Source organism: Mesorhizobium sp. M1D.F.Ca.ET.043.01.1.1, from assembly GCF_003952385.1.
GTDB lineage: Bacteria > Pseudomonadota > Alphaproteobacteria > Rhizobiales > Rhizobiaceae > Mesorhizobium.
The window spans coordinates 5,010,914-5,027,550 of sequence record NZ_CP034444.1 but is presented as its reverse complement, the minus strand read 5'-3'; the positions used below and the strand labels follow the sequence as shown (position 1 = coordinate 5,027,550).

15 protein-coding genes are annotated in these 16,637 nt (G+C 64.0%); 4 read left to right on the top strand and 11 right to left on the bottom strand.

The window, feature by feature from the left end; all coding sequences use genetic code 11:
- Positions 1-51: 51 nt before the first annotated feature.
- The 9 genes from EJ067_RS24395 to EJ067_RS24355 all read right to left on the bottom strand — a co-directional run bounded on the left by EJ067_RS24395 (position 52) and on the right by EJ067_RS24355 (position 10,858).
- Complete coding sequence (locus EJ067_RS24395; RefSeq protein WP_126087755.1) at positions 52-1,116, bottom strand: ABC transporter ATP-binding protein; 1,065 nt, start codon at positions 1,114-1,116, stop codon at positions 52-54.
- An 11-nt stretch (positions 1,117-1,127) separates the two neighbouring features.
- Complete coding sequence (locus tag EJ067_RS24390) at positions 1,128-1,919, bottom strand: ABC transporter permease (RefSeq protein WP_126087754.1); 792 nt, start codon at positions 1,917-1,919, stop codon at positions 1,128-1,130.
- The gene (locus EJ067_RS24385) at positions 1,916-2,830 is read right to left on the bottom strand and encodes an ABC transporter permease subunit (RefSeq protein ID WP_126087753.1); all 915 of its coding nucleotides are present in this window, start codon (positions 2,828-2,830) and stop codon (positions 1,916-1,918) included. The genes EJ067_RS24390 and EJ067_RS24385 overlap by 4 nt, the downstream gene beginning before the upstream one ends.
- Positions 2,831-2,891: 61 nt before the next feature.
- On the bottom strand, positions 2,892-3,998 hold the full coding sequence (locus EJ067_RS24380; protein ID WP_126087752.1) for an ABC transporter substrate-binding protein: 1,107 nt from the start codon (positions 3,996-3,998) through the stop codon (positions 2,892-2,894).
- 246 nt (positions 3,999-4,244) lie between these two features.
- The gene (locus EJ067_RS24375; RefSeq protein ID WP_126087751.1) at positions 4,245-5,417 is read right to left on the bottom strand and encodes an iron-containing alcohol dehydrogenase; all 1,173 of its coding nucleotides are present in this window, start codon (positions 5,415-5,417) and stop codon (positions 4,245-4,247) included.
- Between the two features lie 17 nt (positions 5,418-5,434).
- A complete protein-coding gene (locus tag EJ067_RS24370; protein WP_126087750.1) occupies positions 5,435-6,823 on the bottom strand; it encodes an aldehyde dehydrogenase family protein in 1,389 nt (462 codons plus the stop codon).
- A gap of 186 nt (positions 6,824-7,009) precedes the next feature.
- Positions 7,010-8,380, bottom strand: coding sequence for a glutamine synthetase family protein (locus tag EJ067_RS24365; protein ID WP_126087749.1), 1,371 nt, complete (start codon positions 8,378-8,380; stop codon positions 7,010-7,012).
- A gap of 82 nt (positions 8,381-8,462) precedes the next feature.
- Positions 8,463-10,019 carry an amino acid permease gene (locus tag EJ067_RS24360; protein WP_126087748.1) on the bottom strand — a complete coding sequence of 519 codons (1,557 nt, stop codon included), beginning with the start codon at positions 10,017-10,019 and terminating at the stop codon, positions 8,463-8,465.
- A gap of 20 nt (positions 10,020-10,039) precedes the next feature.
- Positions 10,040-10,858 (bottom strand): N-formylglutamate amidohydrolase, encoded by an 819-nt coding sequence (locus tag EJ067_RS24355; RefSeq protein ID WP_126087747.1) that lies wholly within the window; start codon positions 10,856-10,858, stop codon positions 10,040-10,042.
- Between the two features lie 145 nt (positions 10,859-11,003).
- On the opposite strand from EJ067_RS24355, the gene EJ067_RS24350 reads away from it, so the two are divergent.
- Positions 11,004-11,834, top strand: coding sequence for a MurR/RpiR family transcriptional regulator (locus EJ067_RS24350; protein ID WP_126087746.1), 831 nt, complete (start codon positions 11,004-11,006; stop codon positions 11,832-11,834).
- 23 nt (positions 11,835-11,857) lie between these two features.
- Here EJ067_RS24350 and EJ067_RS24345 read toward each other — a convergent pair whose 3' ends face one another.
- Both EJ067_RS24345 and EJ067_RS24340 read right to left on the bottom strand, forming a co-directional pair.
- Positions 11,858-12,895, bottom strand: a complete 1,038-nt coding sequence (locus EJ067_RS24345; protein WP_126087745.1) for a zinc-binding dehydrogenase — start codon at positions 12,893-12,895, stop codon at positions 11,858-11,860.
- Positions 12,896-12,900: 5 nt separating this feature from the next.
- Entirely contained in the window at positions 12,901-14,142 is a 1,242-nt protein-coding gene (locus tag EJ067_RS24340; RefSeq protein WP_126087744.1) for an acyl-CoA dehydrogenase family protein, read from the bottom strand.
- A gap of 111 nt (positions 14,143-14,253) precedes the next feature.
- Here EJ067_RS24340 and EJ067_RS24335 point away from each other — a divergent pair, with 111 nt between their 5' ends.
- Genes EJ067_RS24335 through EJ067_RS24325 form a run of 3 tightly spaced genes read left to right on the top strand, consistent with a single transcriptional unit; the run spans position 14,254 to position 16,622 of the window.
- Positions 14,254-15,069 carry an SDR family oxidoreductase gene (locus EJ067_RS24335; RefSeq protein ID WP_126087743.1) on the top strand — a complete coding sequence of 272 codons (816 nt, stop codon included), beginning with the start codon at positions 14,254-14,256 and terminating at the stop codon, positions 15,067-15,069.
- A 39-nt stretch (positions 15,070-15,108) separates the two neighbouring features.
- Entirely contained in the window at positions 15,109-15,588 is a 480-nt protein-coding gene (locus EJ067_RS24330) for a MaoC family dehydratase (RefSeq protein ID WP_059184497.1), read from the top strand.
- Positions 15,585-16,622 (top strand): phosphotransferase, encoded by a 1,038-nt coding sequence (locus tag EJ067_RS24325; protein WP_126087742.1) that lies wholly within the window; start codon positions 15,585-15,587, stop codon positions 16,620-16,622. The genes EJ067_RS24330 and EJ067_RS24325 overlap by 4 nt, the downstream gene beginning before the upstream one ends.
- Positions 16,623-16,637 lie beyond the last annotated feature (15 nt).

Below are 16,637 nucleotides of genomic sequence, written 5' to 3'. Positions count from 1 at the left end.
GCGTAGGAAGCCGCCGTTTGCAGGCCGGCCTCACCTGAATATCGACATAGCCTAGTGCAGCACCAGCATATCGCCCGAAGAGAAGGAGATATCCGCCTTCTGGCCGACGACCGGCGGCGGCGTCGTGGAATTGTTGAAGGTGTCCAACGACACGGTGTTGCCGCCGATGCCGACGCGCACGCGAATGACCGAGCCTAGGAAATGCACTTCGGCGATTTCGCCAGACAGGCTGGTGTCATGACCGGGCTGCCGCGCCAGCGAGATCGCTTCGGGGCGCAATGCCAGGGACAGCGTGTCGCCGGCCTTCGAGCCGTTGAGCTTGCCCTTCAACGAAACTTCCTGCGCATTGACCTGCACCTTGCCGGAGGCGGCGTCCGTGACCTTGCCTTCCAGCACGTTGAGCGTGCCGACGAAATTGGCGACGAACTTCGTCGCCGGCCGGTTGTAGATCTCGAAGGGCGTGCCGACCTGCTCGGCCTTGCCGCCATACATCACCGCGATGCGGTCGGAGATCGACAGCGCCTCTTCCTGGTCGTGCGTGACGAAGATGGTGGTGATGTCGAGCTTCTTCTGGATCGAGCGGATTTCCTCGCGCAGCGATACGCGCACCTTGGCGTCTAGCGCCGACAGCGGCTCGTCGAGCAAGAGCAGCTTCGGCTTCGGCGCGATCGCGCGCGCCAGCGCGATGCGCTGCTGCTGACCACCGGAAAGCTGATAGGGATAACGGTCAGCCATCTGCGGCAGCTTGATGATGTCGAGCATCTCGGCGACGCGCTTGTCGGCATCGGCTTTCGGCATGCCGGCGACCTTCAGTCCGAAGCCGATGTTCTGCGCCACCGTCAGGTTCGGAAACAGCGCGTAGGCCTGGAACACCATGCCGACATTGCGCTGGTTGGGCTTCAGTCGGGTGATGTCCTTGCCGCTGACGACGATCTTGCCGGCCGACGGCTCCTCGAAACCGGCGACCATGCGCAGCACCGTCGTCTTGCCGCAGCCGGACGGGCCGAGGAAAGAGACGAACTCTCCCGGCTCGACGTCGAGATTGAAATCCTGCACCACGGTGGTGGCGCCGAAGGACTTTCGCACATGCTGAATGGAGAGGAACGGCTCGGCCATGGCTTTGACTTTCAGTTCGGGCGGTTCGCCGATTTCGGCGCGAAACGCGACAGGATCTGGATCAGCGACATGCAGCCCCAGGTGATGGCAAAGGCGATGATGGCAAGCGCCGCCGGCTCATAGGCGCGGTTGGCGCCGATATTCTGCAGGTACGGCCCGAACGCTGGCCGGTTGAGCAGGCTGGCCATCGTGAACTCGCCGATGACGATCGCGAAGGTGAGAAAGGCGCCCGACAGAACCGCGATCAGCACATTGGGAAGGATGACCCGGGTGATGATCGTGGACCAGCCCGCGCCGAGGATCTGTGCCGCTTCGGTCAGCGTGCGCACATCGATGGTGCGCAGGCCCGTATCCACTGCCCTGTACATGTAGGGAAGCGACAGCGTGGCATAGCCGATGACCAGCAGGGCGTTGGTCGCGGTGTCATTCGCCAGGAAGGGCAGCGGCGAGTTCGAGCCATACATCCTGATGTAGCCGAAGACGATGACGATGGCCGGAATGACCAGCGGCAACAGCGTGATGAACTCGACGACCGGTCTGATCTGCGGCAGCCGCAGCCGGATCCAGTAGGCGGCCGGCACCACGACCAGCACGCCGAGGATGATGGTGAAGATGGCGGCGATCACCGAATACATGAAGGTCGCCTGGAAGCGCGCGTCGCCCAACACGATTTGGTAGGCGTCGAAGGAATAGGCGCCGCGCCGCATGCGCATGGAGAATTCCACCGTCGCGATCAGCGGGACGAAGAAATAGGCCGCGCCAAGGATGAAGACGACCCAAGCCCAGAAGCGTCCGGTCTTCATTTCAGCCACCTCTCGGATCGGGTCCGGAACCAGATGTAGAAGACATTGGCGAGGCCGGTGATGACGATCATGCCGAAGGCGATCGCATAGCCGAGATGCGCATTGTGCAGCACGTCGCCGCGGATCTGCGCATAGAGCAGGATCGGCACGATGTTGAGCGAGGAGCCGGTCAGCGCATAGGCGGTGGCAATCGCCCCGAAGGCGTTGGCGAACAGCAGGATAACGGTGCCCAGGAAGCTCGGCCAGATCACCGGAATGACGACCATGCGCCAGTATTGCGCCGTGGTGGCGCCAAGTGTCGCGGCGGCCTCGCCCCATTCCTTCTTCAGCCCGTCGATCGCCGGCACGATGATCACCACCATCAATGGGATCTGGAAATAGACATAGGTCAGCGTCAGGCCCCAGAACGAAAGGATGTTGAAGCCATGCGCGTAGATGTTGAGGCCAAACAGGGTGTTCAGGATCACCGTCGCGAGACCGAGTCGGCCAAGCGTGGCGAGGAAGGCAAAGGCCAGAGGGACGCCGGCGAAATTGGAGGCTACCCCGGAAAAGGTCAGTGTCGCCGACCGTATCCAGTTGGGTAGGCCGCCGCGCACGATGGCGATCGCGATTGCCAGGCCGGCAAATGCGCCGATAAGCGCCGAAGCCAGGCTGACCTTGATCGAGATCCAGTAGGCGGCAACGATATTTGGCTCTGACAGGGCGATGAGATTTTCCAGCGTGAACTCACCAGCCTCGTTCTGGAACGCGCCCAGCATCAGGTAGAGCGTGGGCAGGATGAGGAACATGACGGCGAAGATGAAGAAGGGCGCAACGCCGATCCATTGCGTAGGCAGCCGCAACGCGCGCGCTTCGCTGGGCGGCGCGGTCTTTCCCGCAATTGTCTGGTCGGAAAGCGAGAGATCGGTCATGCGCCGGCTACCGTCTGTGAGAAGAGCCGGGCGGCCAGAGCCGCCCGGTCGTATCATTCTGCTACTTCACGTTGGCGCCGACAGTGGCGTCCCAATTCTTGGTGATCGCCTCCTTGGCCTTGCCCTGCTCATCGAGGGTCGGGAACACGGCCGATGCATAGGCTTCTGCCGGCGGCAGCTTGGCCATCACGTCGGCCGGGAGCTTGCCGTTCTTGGCGAGGTCGTTGAAACGGATCGGATGGCAGTAACCCTTCAGCCAGCCGATCTGACCCTCGTCGGAGTAGAGATACTCGAGCCAGAGCTTGGCGGCATTCGGATGCGGCGCATAAGCGCTGATCGCCTGCACATAGACGCCGGCGACGACGCCGGTCTTCGGCACGACGACGTCGACCGGCGGATTGCCCTTCAGCGTGTCGCGGCCAGCAAGCGCGTTGTAGTCCCAGGTGACCAGGATCGGGGTCTGGCCTTGGGCAAGCGTCGCCGGCTTGCCGATGACCGGCACGAAATTGCCGGCGGCGTTGAGCTTCTTGAAGAAATCGAGACCTGCCGTGCCCGCTGCTTCACCAGCAGCAGCACCGCCGGACAGGCCGGCCGCGTAGACCGCTTGGATCGCCTGGTTCGAGGCGCGCGGATCACCGGCAAGTGCGACGGTGTTGGCGTAATCCGACTTCAGCAGGTCGGCCCAGTCAGCCGGAGCTTGCTTCACAAGATCCTTGTTCACCAGGAAGGACAGCACGCCGTAATAGTCGCCGGTCCAAAAGCCATCGGCATCCTTGGCGCTGTCCGGGATCGAATCCCAGGTCGATACTTTGTAAGCCTGGATTAGGCTGTCTTTCTTGGCGGTCGGGCCGAAGGAGAGACCGACGTCGATGACGTCGGGCGCCTGCGGGCCCTTGTTGTCCTTGTTGGCCTTGATCGCCTCGACCTCGTCGCCGGAACCGGCATCGGGGTTGAGCTCGTTGACGGTGATATCTGGATACTTAGCCTTGAAAGCGTCGATCACTGCCCCGTAGCCGCACCAGTCATGCGGAAGCGCGATGACAGTCAGCTGGCCTTCAGCCTTCGCGGCCTTGACGAGATCGTCCATCGAATCCGCGGACGAAATCATCGTCGACGCGAAGAGCGCCGCGGCCGAGAGGGAAAGCACCTTCCCCGTGAACTTGAACATGTGTTCTCTCCGTTGAACTGGCGCTGTTGGGCGCCTGCGATGCGGGTACCGTTTTCGTGTGACAGCCAGATGAAGGCTTTTTGAAACCCGAGCCCCGCGGCACAAAAAGTTAACTCTTTTTAACGGGCTGTCGCAATTAGCCCGCACTTAATTTTCCGGCTAATGGTTAGTTGCCTTGCCTTTTGCCCCCTCTCCTTTTTCCTTAGATATCGTCTTGTTCAACTTTTCGGCATCCGAAGCCGGCTCTCATACGGACCCTGCGATCGCGTTTTCGAGCAGCGTCAGCGCAGCCTTCTTGGTGAGCTTGACCGGGTTGCCGCCCGCGGTCGGGTCGACCACCGCCATGTCGGCGATCAGGCCCTTGCGCTTCTTGTCCATGTCGAGGCCCTTGATCAGGCCTGGCAGAGCATGCGGCACCTTGAGTTCCTTGCGCAGCTTGACGATCGCCTTGGCGAAACCGTCGAAGCCGCCCTTGATGCCGCAATAGGCGGCGAGCCGGGCGATACGCTCCTCGATCGCCTCGCGGTTGAAGGCGAGCACATAGGGCATGAACACCGCGTTGGTCATGCCGTGATGGGTGTCGTAGAGCGCGCCGATCGGGTGCGACAGCGAGTGGATGGCCCCCAGTCCCTTCTGGAAGGCGGCGGCGCCCATGGCGGCGGCGCTCATCATATGCGCGCGGGCGACCAGATCCTTGCCGTTGGCGAAGGCCTTGGGCAGGTTCTCGAACACCAGCCGGATCCCCTCCACCGCGATGCCGTCGGCCATCGGATGATAGCCCGGCGCGCAATAGGCCTCGAGGCAGTGGGCTAAAGCGTCCATGCCGGTGCCGGCGGTGATGAAGGCAGGCATGCCGACCGAGAGTTCCGGGTCGGCGATGACGATCGCGGGCAGGAGCTTCGGGTGGAAGATGACCTTCTTGGTGTGGGTTTCCTCGTTGGTGATGACGCCTGCGCGACCCACTTCCGAGCCGGTGCCGGCGGTCGTAGGCACCGCGATGATCGGCGCGATGGCGCCGGAATTGGCTCTGGTCCACCAGTCGCCAATATCCTCGAAATCCCACACGGGCCGCGTCTGCCCGGCCTGGAAGGCGATCAGCTTGCCGAGGTCGAGCGCCGAGCCGCCGCCGAAGGCGATGACGCCGTCATGCTTGCCCTTCTTGAACACCGCGATGCCGGCGGTGAGGTTGGAGTCCACCGGGTTTGGCTTCACCTCGGAGAACACGCCATAGGGCACCTTGGCCTCATCGAGGATCTTCAGCGTCGAGGCGACGACCGGCAGCTTCGCCAGGCCCGGATCGGTGACGAAGAGCGGCCGCTTGATGCCGGTCGCCGCCAGCACGTCAGGCAATTCCTTGATGCGCCCGGCGCCGAAGCGGACGGTGGTGGGGTAGTTCCATTTGGAGATGAGCTTGGACATTTTCCGTCTTTCGAGAATCAGATGGCTTCGCGCAGGTGGTAGGATTTCGGCCGGGTCAGGTTGTCGTAGCCTATTGCCGACAGTGCGGCGCCCTTGCCGGTGTCCTTGACGCCGGTCCAGACCAGCGCCGGATCGAGATAATCGCAGCGGTTCATGAACACGGTGCCGGTCTCGACGCGGTCGCCGATCGCCATCGCGCGCTCGGTGTCGCGCGTCCAGATCGAGGCCGTCAGCCCATAGGGGCTGTCGTTCATCAGCGCGATCGCCTCCTCGTCGTTGCGCACCTTCATGATGCCGACGATCGGCCCGAAACTTTCCTCGCGCATGACACTCATCTGGTGGTCGACGTCGGTCAGCACTTCCGGCGCCAGATAGGGCGAGCCCGCTCTGTCGTTCTCGACCTTCATGTTGACATGCGCCTTGGCGCCCTTGCGCAGCGCCTCGGCCTTCTGCTCGCGGATCAGGTCGGCGAAGCGCGCCTGCGCCATCGGCCCCATGGTGGTCGCCTCCTCCAGCGGATTGCCGACGACATAGTTCTTGGTCTCGGAGACAAAGCCTTCGACGAACTCGGCATAGACCTTCTCGTGCACATAGACGCGCTCGATGCCGCAGCAGCATTGGCCGGAATTAAAGAAGGCGCCGTCGACGAGGTTGGCGACAGCATGGTCCATCTTGGCGTCGGGCAAAACATAGGCCGGGTCCTTGCCGCCGAGCTCGAGCCCGAGCGTCATGAAAGTGCCTGCCGCCGCCTTCTCGATGGCGCGGCCGCCGGCGACCGAACCGGTGAAGTTGACATGGTCGATCTTGCCGGAGCCGAGCAGTTTCTCGGTCTGAGCGTGGTTCATGACCAGGTTCTGGAACAGGCCCTTGGGCAGGCCCGCCTTGTCGAAGGCTTGGCTGAAACGTTCGCCGACCAGCAGCGTCTGCGCCGCATGCTTGAGGATGACCGCGCTGCCGGCCATCAGCGCCGGCACGATGGTGTTGACCGCTGTGAGATAGGGATAATTCCACGGTGCGATCACAAGGACGACGCCGAGCGGCACCTTCTTCACATAGCGGCGAAAACCGTCCTTCGGATTGGAGGCCATGACCGGCTTCAGCGCCTGTTCGGCGATCTCGACCATGTAATTGGTGCGTTCCTTGACGCCGCCGAACTCGCCGCCATAGCGCACCGGACGGCCCATCTGCCAGGCGATCTCCGGCACGATCTCGTCGGTCATCGCAACCAGAGCCTCGAGCATTGCCAGCATATATTTGCCGCGCTCTACGACCGGCGTCTCGGCCCACTTTTCCTGCGCGGCTTTGGCGCGCTCCACCGCTGCGTTGATCGCCTGGTCGGTCGCGACCGGCCGCTCGGCATAGATCGAGCCGTCGATGGGGGATTTCAGTTTGACCGTTTCGGTCATTTCTTCCTCGCAGTTTTACAATAATCGAAAATCAGGTGGCGCAGCGCCGCCCCTCATGCGCCTGCCGGCACCTTCTCCCCGCATAGTGACAGGGAGAAGGGAGAGGCTCCGGCACCGGCACCCCCCTCTCTCCCGTTCTTCACGGGGAGAGGGGAGTGAGGGCGCGGCGCACCGTTGCCAAAGTACCTAGTACCGCTCGAACCCCCGGTGCAGTTCCCAATCCGTAATCCGGCGGTCGTATTCGAACTGCTCCCAGCGGGCGGTATGGACGTAGTGTTCGACCACGTCTTCGCCGAAAGCCTGCTTCAGCATTGTGGAGTTCACCAGCGTCTCGGCGGCATCGCGCAGGGTCTTCGGGATTTCCGGTAGTTGCGACGCCTGGTAGGCGTCGCCGACGAAGGGCTTCTGCAGTTCCAGCTTCTCATCGATGCCGGCAAGGCCGGCGGCGATCAATGCCGCGAAAGCGAGATAGGGATTGAGGTCGGCGCCGCCGATGCGGCACTCCATGCGGATGCCCTTGGTGCCTTCGCCGCAGAGCCGGAAGCCGGCGGTGCGGTTGTCCTCGCTCCACATGATCTTGGTCGGCGCGAAGGTGCCGGCCTGGAAGCGCTTGTATGAGTTGATGTAGGGCGCCAGGAACCAGGTGAACTCCTTGGCGTATTTGAGCTGGCCGGCCGCCCATTGCTGGCCGAGCGTCGACAGTGTCCACTCCGCATTTTTGTCGAAGAACAGCGGCGTCTTGCCGTCGGCGCTCCACAGCGAATTGTGGATGTGGCTGGAATTGCCGGCGAGCCCGTAATTGTACTTGGCCATGAAGGAGATGGCCTTGCCTTCGGAATCGGCGATCTCCTTGGCGCCGTTCTTCAGGATGACGTGGCGGTCGGCCATCTCGAGCGCCTCGGCATAGCGCACATTGATTTCTTCCTGGCCGGGTCCCCACTCACCCTTGGAATTCTCGATCGGGATGCCCGCTGCCTCCATCTCGTTGCGAAGCCGGCGCATGACGCCTTCTTCCTTGGTGGTGATGCCGATCTGGTAGTCGCCGATATAGGGCGACGCCGAGTCGAGGCCCAGCCAGTGCTTCTTGCGGGCGGAATCGTAAGTCTCGTTGAACAGGTAGAATTCGAGCTCGGAGGCGAAGTAGCCGATATAGCCGCGCTCGCTCAGCCGCTTGACCTGCTTTTTCAGGATCGCGCGCGGCGAATGCGCCAGGTCCTCATGATCGTGATGATCGAGCACGTCGCAAATGACCAGCGCCGTCTTCTCGAGCCAGGGAATCCGTCGCAGTGTCGAAAGGTCGGGCTTCATCACGAAGTCGCCATAGCCCTTCGACCAGCTCGCCGCCTTGTAGCCGGGCACCGGCTCCATATCGATGTCGCAGGCCAGCAGATAGTTGCAGCCATGCGTCTCGCCATGCGCGGAATCGACGAAATACTGGGCCAGGAAGCGCTTTCCGGCGAGCCGGCCCTGCATGTCGACGATGCAGGCCAGCACGGTGTCGATCTCGCCCTTCGAGACCGCTTCCTTCAACTGATCGAACGAGAAATTCCCGGCCATTCCTTTGGCGCTCCAGTGGTCGATTGAAAGGGAAGAAACGGGGCCATGGCCGGCATGGCGCCGGCCATGGCCATGGCAAGTATCAGTGGCCGGTTTCGCCGACCGCCTGCTCCGCCGCCTTGATCGCTGCCTGGCGCGCCGCGATGATGTCGCCGAGCGGTGGGCCCTGGAAGCGGGTGCGCTCGAAGGCGAACCAGACGATCGCCGTCAGGATGAAGAAACCGACGGTGATGTAGAGCGCCCAGTCGTTCGGCGGCTGGATGCCGATGACGAAGATCAGGACCATCGATGCGATCGACAGGAAGGCGAACAGCATGAAGATGCCGCGGCCCATGTTCCACGGCCCCATCTTGTCCCACTTCGGCGTTCCCCAGGCCATCATGCCGAGCACGATCGGCACGGTGAAGGAGAGGAACAGGAAGATGACGGTGCAGGACACCACGATCGTGTAGGCCGAGGTGCCGGCGACCGAGACCACCGACGAACCCCACACGAACAGCACCGACAGGATCGAGGCTGTCCAGATCGCCGCCACCGGCGTGCGGTGGGTCGGGCTGACCTTGGCGAGCGCCGAGGAGCCCGGCAGGCCGCCGTCACGCGAGAAGGCGAAGATCATGCGCGAGGCCGAGGTGACGGTGGCGAGACCGCAGAGAAGCTGCGCAATGAACACGACGAGGTAGACGAACTCCTTGATGCCGGGGCTGACGCGCTGGTCGAAAGCCCAGAAGAACACGTTCCAGCCCTGCTTGGCGGCATCGTCCATATTCGGGATCATCAGCACGAAGGCGGCCAGGAACAGGTAGCCGAACAGTGCCGACCAGATGACCGACATCACCATCGCGCGCGGCACCGAGGACGCTGCCTTGATGGTCTCTTCCGACGTGTGCGCCGACGCATCATAACCGGTGATAGTGTAGATCGGCAGCAAGAGACCGAGCGCGAACACCCAGGCATTCGATACGGATGGCCAGACACCTGCGCCCGCGTCGCCGGAGTAGTTGTGGAGGGTGAACAGGCGGCTGAAATCCCAGGTTTCGGCGGCCGCAAGGCAGACGATCGCGATCAGAATCGACCCGAAGAAGATCAGGTAGCCCGAGAAGTCGGTCAGCTTCGCCGTGAGCTTGATGCCGAGATGGTTGATCAAGGCTTGGGCGCCGGTGATGATGACCAGGAAGATCATCTGGTTGGTCAGAGTTCCCTCGATCCCGAGCGCCGGTCCGAAGGCGCCGAGGAAAAACGTCCAGGTGCCGACATTGATGGCGCCGAGCACGGTGATCAGGCCGAGCAGGTTGAGCCAGGCCGTCACCCAGCCGGTGCCGCGGTTGCCGAGGATCGAGCCCCAGTGATAGAGGCCGCCGGCCGTCGGATAGGCCGAGCTGATCTGCGACATCGCGACAGCGAAGGTCAGCGACACGAAGCAGCCGACCAGCCAGCCGATGCCAATGCCGATGCCGCCGGCGCCGGAGGTGGCCTGCGCCAGCGAGTTGATGCCGCCGGACAGGATGCAGATGATGGAGAAGGAAACGGCGAAGTTCGAGAAGCGGCTGAGGCGCCGCTCCAGTTCCTGGGCGTAGCCCATATTGTGGAGGACCTTCATGTCCTCCGCTTTGTCGACTTCGGTATAACCCGGTGCTGCCATTTTGAAGTCCCCTTTAGTTCTTAGCTGGCCGATTGAACTGACTTTCCCATTGCGCGTTGTCGGGAGCCCCTGGCCTCCTCGGGCTCCAGATTCGAAAATATGCCGGTGAGCAGATCCGCCCATTTCCGCTGCCCGGTTTCGCCGGAGATTTCGTCGTTGCGGATCTCGATCATCGCGCAGGCAAGGCCGCGCGAGCGCGCATGCCGTTCCAGAGTGAAATAAACACGGTCGGCCGGCGAATAGGGTTCGTTGACGCCGACGGTGACGCCGGCAAGGCGCTGCAGCGCCGATACCAGCGGCGCCGCCAGCCTGCGGTCGTCGTCATGGATGATGCCGATATGCCAGGGCCGGCTCTTGCCCTTGTAGACCGGCGTGAAGGAGTGCACCGACACCAGCCGCGTCTCCTGGCCGCGCGCCAGCCGCTCGTCGATGAGGCGGGCAATGGTGTCGTGGAACGGCCGCCAGGCCAGGTCGATCCGCGCGGCGCGCTGCTTTTCCGAAAGACCGGTGTTGCCCGGGATGGCCGTCGTTTCGCTGACCGGCGGCACGAGGTCGGGCGCATCGAGCGGCCGGTTGCAGTCGATCACCAGCCGCGAGATGCGGGTCTCGACCAGCGTGGCGTCGAGCGCATCGGCCATGCGGCTGGCGACAGGCAGCGCGCCCGGATCCCAGGCGATGTGGCGGGAAAGGTCCTCGACGGGCAGGCCGAGCGTTCCGAACTCGGCGGGCAGGAAATTCGAGGCATGGTCGCAAGTGAGGACGAATGGACTCGAGCCGCCGGGGTTGCTCACCCTCACGGTCTCCGACGGTGCAAGGCTGGCGAGCCGTGCCTTCTCCATACTGCCGTCCCCTGGGGAGCGCTGTATCTTATGTTACGTATTTTGCCTCATTGCGTCCCGGTGAATGATTTCATACACTTTATCCGGCTTTGTCAAACGCGAATTCCGGAAAACGGCGGCGGCGGGTCAACAGGCGGGGGAAAACATGATTTCCAGCATTGCCGAACTGATCTCGGACCGCATCGGCGCCATGCCCGCGGGCGAGCGCCGCGCCGCGCAGACACTGATTGCCAACTATCCGCTGACCGGGTTGAAAACGGTGGCCGAGTTCTCGACCGCGGCGGGAGTTTCATCGCCGACGATCCTGCGTTTCGTCGCGAGATTGGGCTTCCAGAACTATCCCGAATTCCAGTCGGCGCTACAGGATGAACTGGCAGCGCAACTGCAGTCGCCGGCGTCACGCACCCTCAACCCGGCGTCGCCCGCCGGCGGCGGCGCCGTATCGCCGATGCTGGAGGCGACGCTCGACAACATGCGCGAGACGTTCCGGCACCTCTCCGACAAGCAGCTGGCCGACATCGCCGCAAGGCTTGCCGAGCGGCGCGGCAAGACCTTCCTGATCGGCGGACGCTTCACCGATCCGCTGGCGCGCTACATGGCCGCCCACCTCGCCATCATCCAGCCTGATGTCTACCACCTCGCCGGCCAGGAGAGCATCTGGCGAGACCGGCTGATCGACATGGGCAAGCGGGACGTCCTGGTGATCTTCGACATCAGGCGCTACCAGGAGAGCCTGATCCGCTTTGCCGAGAAGGCGCATGAGCGCGGCGTGCAGATCGTGCTCTTCACCGACCAATGGCTGTCGCCGATCGCCCGCTTCGCCCGCCATGTGATCGCCGGGCGCACCGCCGTGCCTTCGGCCTGGGATTCGTCCGCCGCCCTCTTGGTCGTCGCCGAAACGCTGATCGGCGCGGTCACCAGGCAGCTCGAAGCCGCCGGCGCCAAACGCATCCGCGACCTGGAGGGCCTGCGCTGAGCGGTCGCCAATCCGAGTAGACGCTACGGCTTGATGAACACTTTCCCGTTCGGCTTGGCCAACTCGGCCGGCAGCCGGGCCATCGCCTCGTCCAGCGGCACCACCGCCGTCACGTCGGTCGACCAGCGCCCGTCGGAAAAGCGCTTCTGCGCTTCCAGCACCGCCGGACCGAGACGGTCGCGGAACTGCCGCATCCATTCGGCCAGCCAGAAGCCTTCGACGCGCTTGTGCTGGAAGATCAACTGGCCTGGCTCGTGGATGACGGTCGGCTCGGCATCGAGCCGGCCATAGACGATCCAGCGCGAACGCTTCGGCATGGCATTGAAGATGGCGGAAGCCAGCGGGCCGGTGACAGCGTCGAGGAAGACGCGCGGCTGCTCGGCCTTTATCGCCTCGCGCAGCGCCGTCTCGAAATCCGCCGCCTTCTCGTTGAGCACATGGGCGGCGCCAAGTTCCTTCAGCAAAGGAATCTGCTCGTCGCGGCGCACGGTGACGATCGGCCGGAAACCTTCCTCCTTCGCCAGGCCGATGATCAGCTTGCAGAGTTGGCTGGCGCCGGCGGTCATGATGAAGGCCTCATCGCCTTCCTGCTTGACGATGTCGAACATGGCTAAAGCGGTCAGCGGATTGACGATCATCGCCGCGGCGTCCTCGTCGCCCACCGTGTCGAGCAACGGAATGCAGGACGCAGCCTCGGCGACCGCATATTCTGCCCATGCGCCCCAGTTCGACACACCGGTGGCGAAGGCGACGCGCTTTCCCTCCAGGCTCTTGGCATACGGGTCATTGCCGGTGGCGACGACGATGCCGACGCCTTCGAAGCCGGCCGGCTGGCCTTTCACCCGCGGCTGGCCGTATTGGCCTTTGATGAAAGCGATATCGGACGGGTTGATCGAGGCGAGGTTGACCTTGATCAGGGCCTGTGTCGGGCCGGGTGTCGGCAAGGCGATGCTTCCGGGCTGGAGATAAGGTTCCGTCGCCTCCAGCGCGCCGGCCGAAGGTGTCCTGGTGTAGCCGTCGCCGACGAGCAGCAAGGCCTTCATTTCCGGTGGAAGCGCCATGATGGTCAAACCTTTTCCTGGGTGTATTTCCTGAGCTCGGCGCGCGCCACCTGCCGCCGGTGCACCGCGTCCGGTCCATCGGCGAGCCGCAGGGTTCTCAGATGCGTCCACGAACGGGCGAGCGGCGTGTCCTGGCTGATGCCCTGCGCGCCGAACATCTGCACCGCCTCGTCGGTGACCTTGAGCGCGACGCGGGGCGCGACGACCTTGATCTGACTGATCCAGGGGGCGGCGGCGCGCGCATCGCCCTGGTCGATCATCCACGCCGCCTTGAGGCACAGGAGCCGTGCCATCTCGATCTCCATGCGGCATTCGGCGATGATGTCGAAATTGGCGCCGAGCCTGGCCAGCGACTGGCCGAAGGCCTCGCGCCGCACCGAACGCTGGCACAGCATCTCCAGCGCCATCTCGGCCTCGCCGATGGCGCGCATGCAGTGGTGGATACGTCCCGGCCCCAGCCGCCCTTGCGAAATCTCGAATCCCCTGCCCTCGCCGAGGATCAGGTTCGCCGCCGGCACCCGAACATCCTCGAACCTCAGATGCATATGGCCATGCGGCGCGTCGTCATCGCCATAGACCTGCATGGGTCGCAGCTTGGTGATGCCCTTGCTGTCGGAAGGCACCAGGATCATCGAATGCCGGCGATGCTGCGGCTCCTCTTCAGATCCGGTCCGGACCATGACGATGTAGATGGCGCAGCGCGGGTCGCCGGCGCCCGAAGCCCACCATTTCTCGCCGTTGAGCACGTAATCGTCGCCGCGCCGCTCGCAGCGCATCGAAATGTTTGTGGCGTCCGAGGAGGCGACGTCCGGCTCGGTCATCAGATAGGCAGAGCGGATCTTCCCCTCGAGCAGCGGCTCCAGCCATTCCCGCTTGTGCTCCTCCGAGCCGTAGCGCTCCAGCACCTCCATGTTGCCGGTGTCGGGCGCCGAGCAGTTGAAGGTCTCGGCACCGAGATGCGCCTTGCCCATCTCCTCCGCCAGATAGGCGTATTCGACCGTCGACAGGCCGTAGCCGCGCTTGGAATCGGTGAGCCAGAAATTCCACAGGCCGCGCTCCCGGGCTGTCTTCTTCAGCCCTTCGAGGATTTCGGTCTGTCTGGCCGTGTAGGCCCAGCGGTCGCCGTTCCTGCCGACCTCGGCCAGAAATTCCTCGCCGAGCGGCGCGATCTCGTCGCGCACCATCGCCGCCACGCGCTGGTGGATCGGCTTCAGCCGCTCGGTCATGCCGAGATTCATGTCCGCCATCGGTGCCGGCCCTTTCGCTTCTTTCCCGTGGCAAGGATGACCGTACTTCGGCTAGCCTTGTCAACGCGAGTCCTTCGGTTCGGCCGGGACGCGCCACGTGGAGGAATTTGGATGAGCTATCTCGACAGGCTGTTCTCGGTCGCCGGCAAGACCGCGCTGGTGACCGGCGCCGCGACCGGCATCGGCCGCATGGTCGCGACCGGACTGGTGCGGGCGGGCGCCACCGTGATGATCGCCTCGCGCAAGGGCGAAGACTGCGTGCGCGTCGCCAGCGAGCTCAACGCGCTGGGCGGCGCCGGGCGGGCCGAAGGGTTTGCCGGCGACGTGTCCAGCGAGGCGGGCATCACCGCCTTGGTCGCCGAGGTCAAGGTGCGCACCGACCGGCTGCACATCCTGGTCAACAATGCCGGCATTTCCTGGGGCGCGCCGCTGGAGGAGTTTCCCTATCACGCCTGGGGCAAGGTGTTCGGCGTCAACGTCACCGCCGTCTTCCACCTGACCCGCGAGCTTTTGCCGCTGCTCGACGCCGCCGCAAGCGACGAGGACCCGGCCCGCGTGATCAATCTTGGCTCGGTGATGGGCACCCAGCCGCTGGCCGACGATGCCTATTCATACACCGCCTCCAAGGCCGCGGTGCATCACCTGACACGCACGCTGGCAATCGAATTCGCCGCCCGCCGCATTACCGTCAACGCCTTTGCCCCCGGCCCCTTCCAGAGCCGGATGACGGCCTTTGCCACCGCCACGGAGGAGCAGGCGAAACATGTCGGTAACCATGTTCCGCTCGGCCGTATCGGCGTGGCGGATGACATTGCCGGCGCAACGCTCTATTTGTGCAGCCGTGCCGGAAGCTATGTCACCGGCGCCATCCTGCCGATCGACGGCGGCCAGTCGGTGCAGCACGGGATGACATTGTTCAAGGAATGAAGCGCTCGCTATCCGGGCGGGGGTGCGGAGGACGTCAGCGTGGAACCGATCAGTCTCGATACGCTTCTGGCCAGCGTCGGCAAGGAAGTCGGCGTGTCGCCCTGGCGCACGGTCACCCAGCGCATGATCGACCAGTTCGCCGACGCCACCGACGACCACCAGTTCATCCATTGCGATCCGGAGCGCGCCGCGCGCGAGACGCCGTTCGGCGGCACCATCGCGCATGGCTTCCTGTCGCTGTCGCTGCTGTCGGCCATGACCTTCGAGACCATGCCGCCGATCGAAAACACCAAGATGGGCGTCAACCATGGTTTCGACACGCTGCGCTTCCTGGCGCCGGTCAAGACCGGTTCGCGCATCCGCACCCACTTCGTGCTGGCCGACGTCAAGGTGCGGCCGTCCGGATGGGTGCAGACGGCGCATGACGTCACCATCGAGATCGAGGGATCGAAGAAGCCGGCGCTGACGGCGCGCTGGCTGACGCTGACGCTGATCGAGCGTCAGCCTGAGACCGCATGAGCGGCGACGCCAACGCGCTAAACCAGGGAGCGCTTGCGCCCTACCTCGAGGCGCATATCCCGGGCTTTGCCGGGCTTTCCGCGATCGAAAAGTTCAAGTTTGGACAGTCGAACCCGACCTATCTGCTCACCGCCGCGAGCGGCCGCTACGTGCTGCGCGCCAAGCCGCCGGGGCAGCTGCTGAAATCGGCGCACCAGGTCGACCGTGAATTCCGGGTCATGCAGGCGCTTGGCCCGACCGCCGTGCCGGTGCCGCGCATGCTGCATCTGTCCGGCGAGGGCTCCCCGATCGGCCGCATGTTCTATGTCATGGAGTTCCTCGACGGCCGCATCTTCTGGGATCCCTCATTGCCGGACGCATCCGGCAATGATGAGCGTGCCGCTATCTACGACGCCATGAATGCGACGCTTGCCGCCCTGCACGACGTCGATGTCGAGGCCGTGGGCCTAAGCGATTTCGGCAAGCCCGGCAGCTATTTCGAGCGCCAGTTCGCCCGCTGGACCAGCCAGTATCGCGCTTCCGAGACCGAAAAGATCGCCGACATGGACCGGCTGATCGCCTGGCTGGAGACCCACATGCCGGCCGATGACGGCCGCGTCTCGCTGGTGCATGGCGACTACCGGCTGGACAACATGATCTTGGCCAAGGACGAGCCGAAGGTCATCGCCGTGCTCGACTGGGAGCTGTCGACGCTCGGCCATCCCTTCGCCGACCTCGCCTATCAATGCATGCAGTGGCGCCTGCCTAACGCGTCCGGCTTTCGCGGCCTTGGCGGCGTCGACCGCGCCATTCTCGGCCTACCTTCCGAGGCCGCCTATGTCGCCGCCTACTGCCGCCGGCGCGGCATCGACGGCATCGGCAACTGGACCTTCTTCCTTGCCTTCTCCTTCTTCCGGCTGGCGGCGATCTGCCAGGGCGTCTACCGCCGCGCGCTGGACGGCAATGCCTCCAATCCGGAGAAGGCCAGGACCTATGGCGTGGCGGTGAAGCTGCTCGCCGCGCTTGCGGTGGAGCTGATCGACAGTAAGGGTTGAGCAAGGAGGGCTGCC

Excerpts from the sequence above, each read along its gene's own strand:
- EJ067_RS24395 (WP_126087755.1), bottom strand. The coding sequence starts at position 1,116 with ATGGCCGAGCCGTTCCTCTCCATTCAGCATGTGCGAAAGTCCTTCGGC.
- EJ067_RS24390 (WP_126087754.1), bottom strand. The coding sequence starts at position 1,919 with ATGAAGACCGGACGCTTCTGGGCTTGGGTCGTCTTCATCCTTGGCGCG.
- EJ067_RS24385 (WP_126087753.1), bottom strand. The coding sequence starts at position 2,830 with ATGACCGATCTCTCGCTTTCCGACCAGACAATTGCGGGAAAGACCGCG.
- EJ067_RS24380 (WP_126087752.1), bottom strand. The coding sequence starts at position 3,998 with ATGTTCAAGTTCACGGGGAAGGTGCTTTCCCTCTCGGCCGCGGCGCTC.
- EJ067_RS24375 (WP_126087751.1), bottom strand. The coding sequence starts at position 5,417 with ATGTCCAAGCTCATCTCCAAATGGAACTACCCCACCACCGTCCGCTTC.
- EJ067_RS24370 (WP_126087750.1), bottom strand. The coding sequence starts at position 6,823 with ATGACCGAAACGGTCAAACTGAAATCCCCCATCGACGGCTCGATCTAT.
- EJ067_RS24365 (WP_126087749.1), bottom strand. The coding sequence starts at position 8,380 with ATGGCCGGGAATTTCTCGTTCGATCAGTTGAAGGAAGCGGTCTCGAAG.
- EJ067_RS24360 (WP_126087748.1), bottom strand. The coding sequence starts at position 10,019 with ATGGCAGCACCGGGTTATACCGAAGTCGACAAAGCGGAGGACATGAAG.
- EJ067_RS24355 (WP_126087747.1), bottom strand. The coding sequence starts at position 10,858 with ATGGAGAAGGCACGGCTCGCCAGCCTTGCACCGTCGGAGACCGTGAGG.
- EJ067_RS24350 (WP_126087746.1), top strand. The coding sequence starts at position 11,004 with ATGATTTCCAGCATTGCCGAACTGATCTCGGACCGCATCGGCGCCATG.
- EJ067_RS24345 (WP_126087745.1), bottom strand. The coding sequence starts at position 12,895 with ATGGCGCTTCCACCGGAAATGAAGGCCTTGCTGCTCGTCGGCGACGGC.
- EJ067_RS24340 (WP_126087744.1), bottom strand. The coding sequence starts at position 14,142 with ATGGCGGACATGAATCTCGGCATGACCGAGCGGCTGAAGCCGATCCAC.
- EJ067_RS24335 (WP_126087743.1), top strand. The coding sequence starts at position 14,254 with ATGAGCTATCTCGACAGGCTGTTCTCGGTCGCCGGCAAGACCGCGCTG.
- EJ067_RS24325 (WP_126087742.1), top strand. The coding sequence starts at position 15,585 with ATGAGCGGCGACGCCAACGCGCTAAACCAGGGAGCGCTTGCGCCCTAC.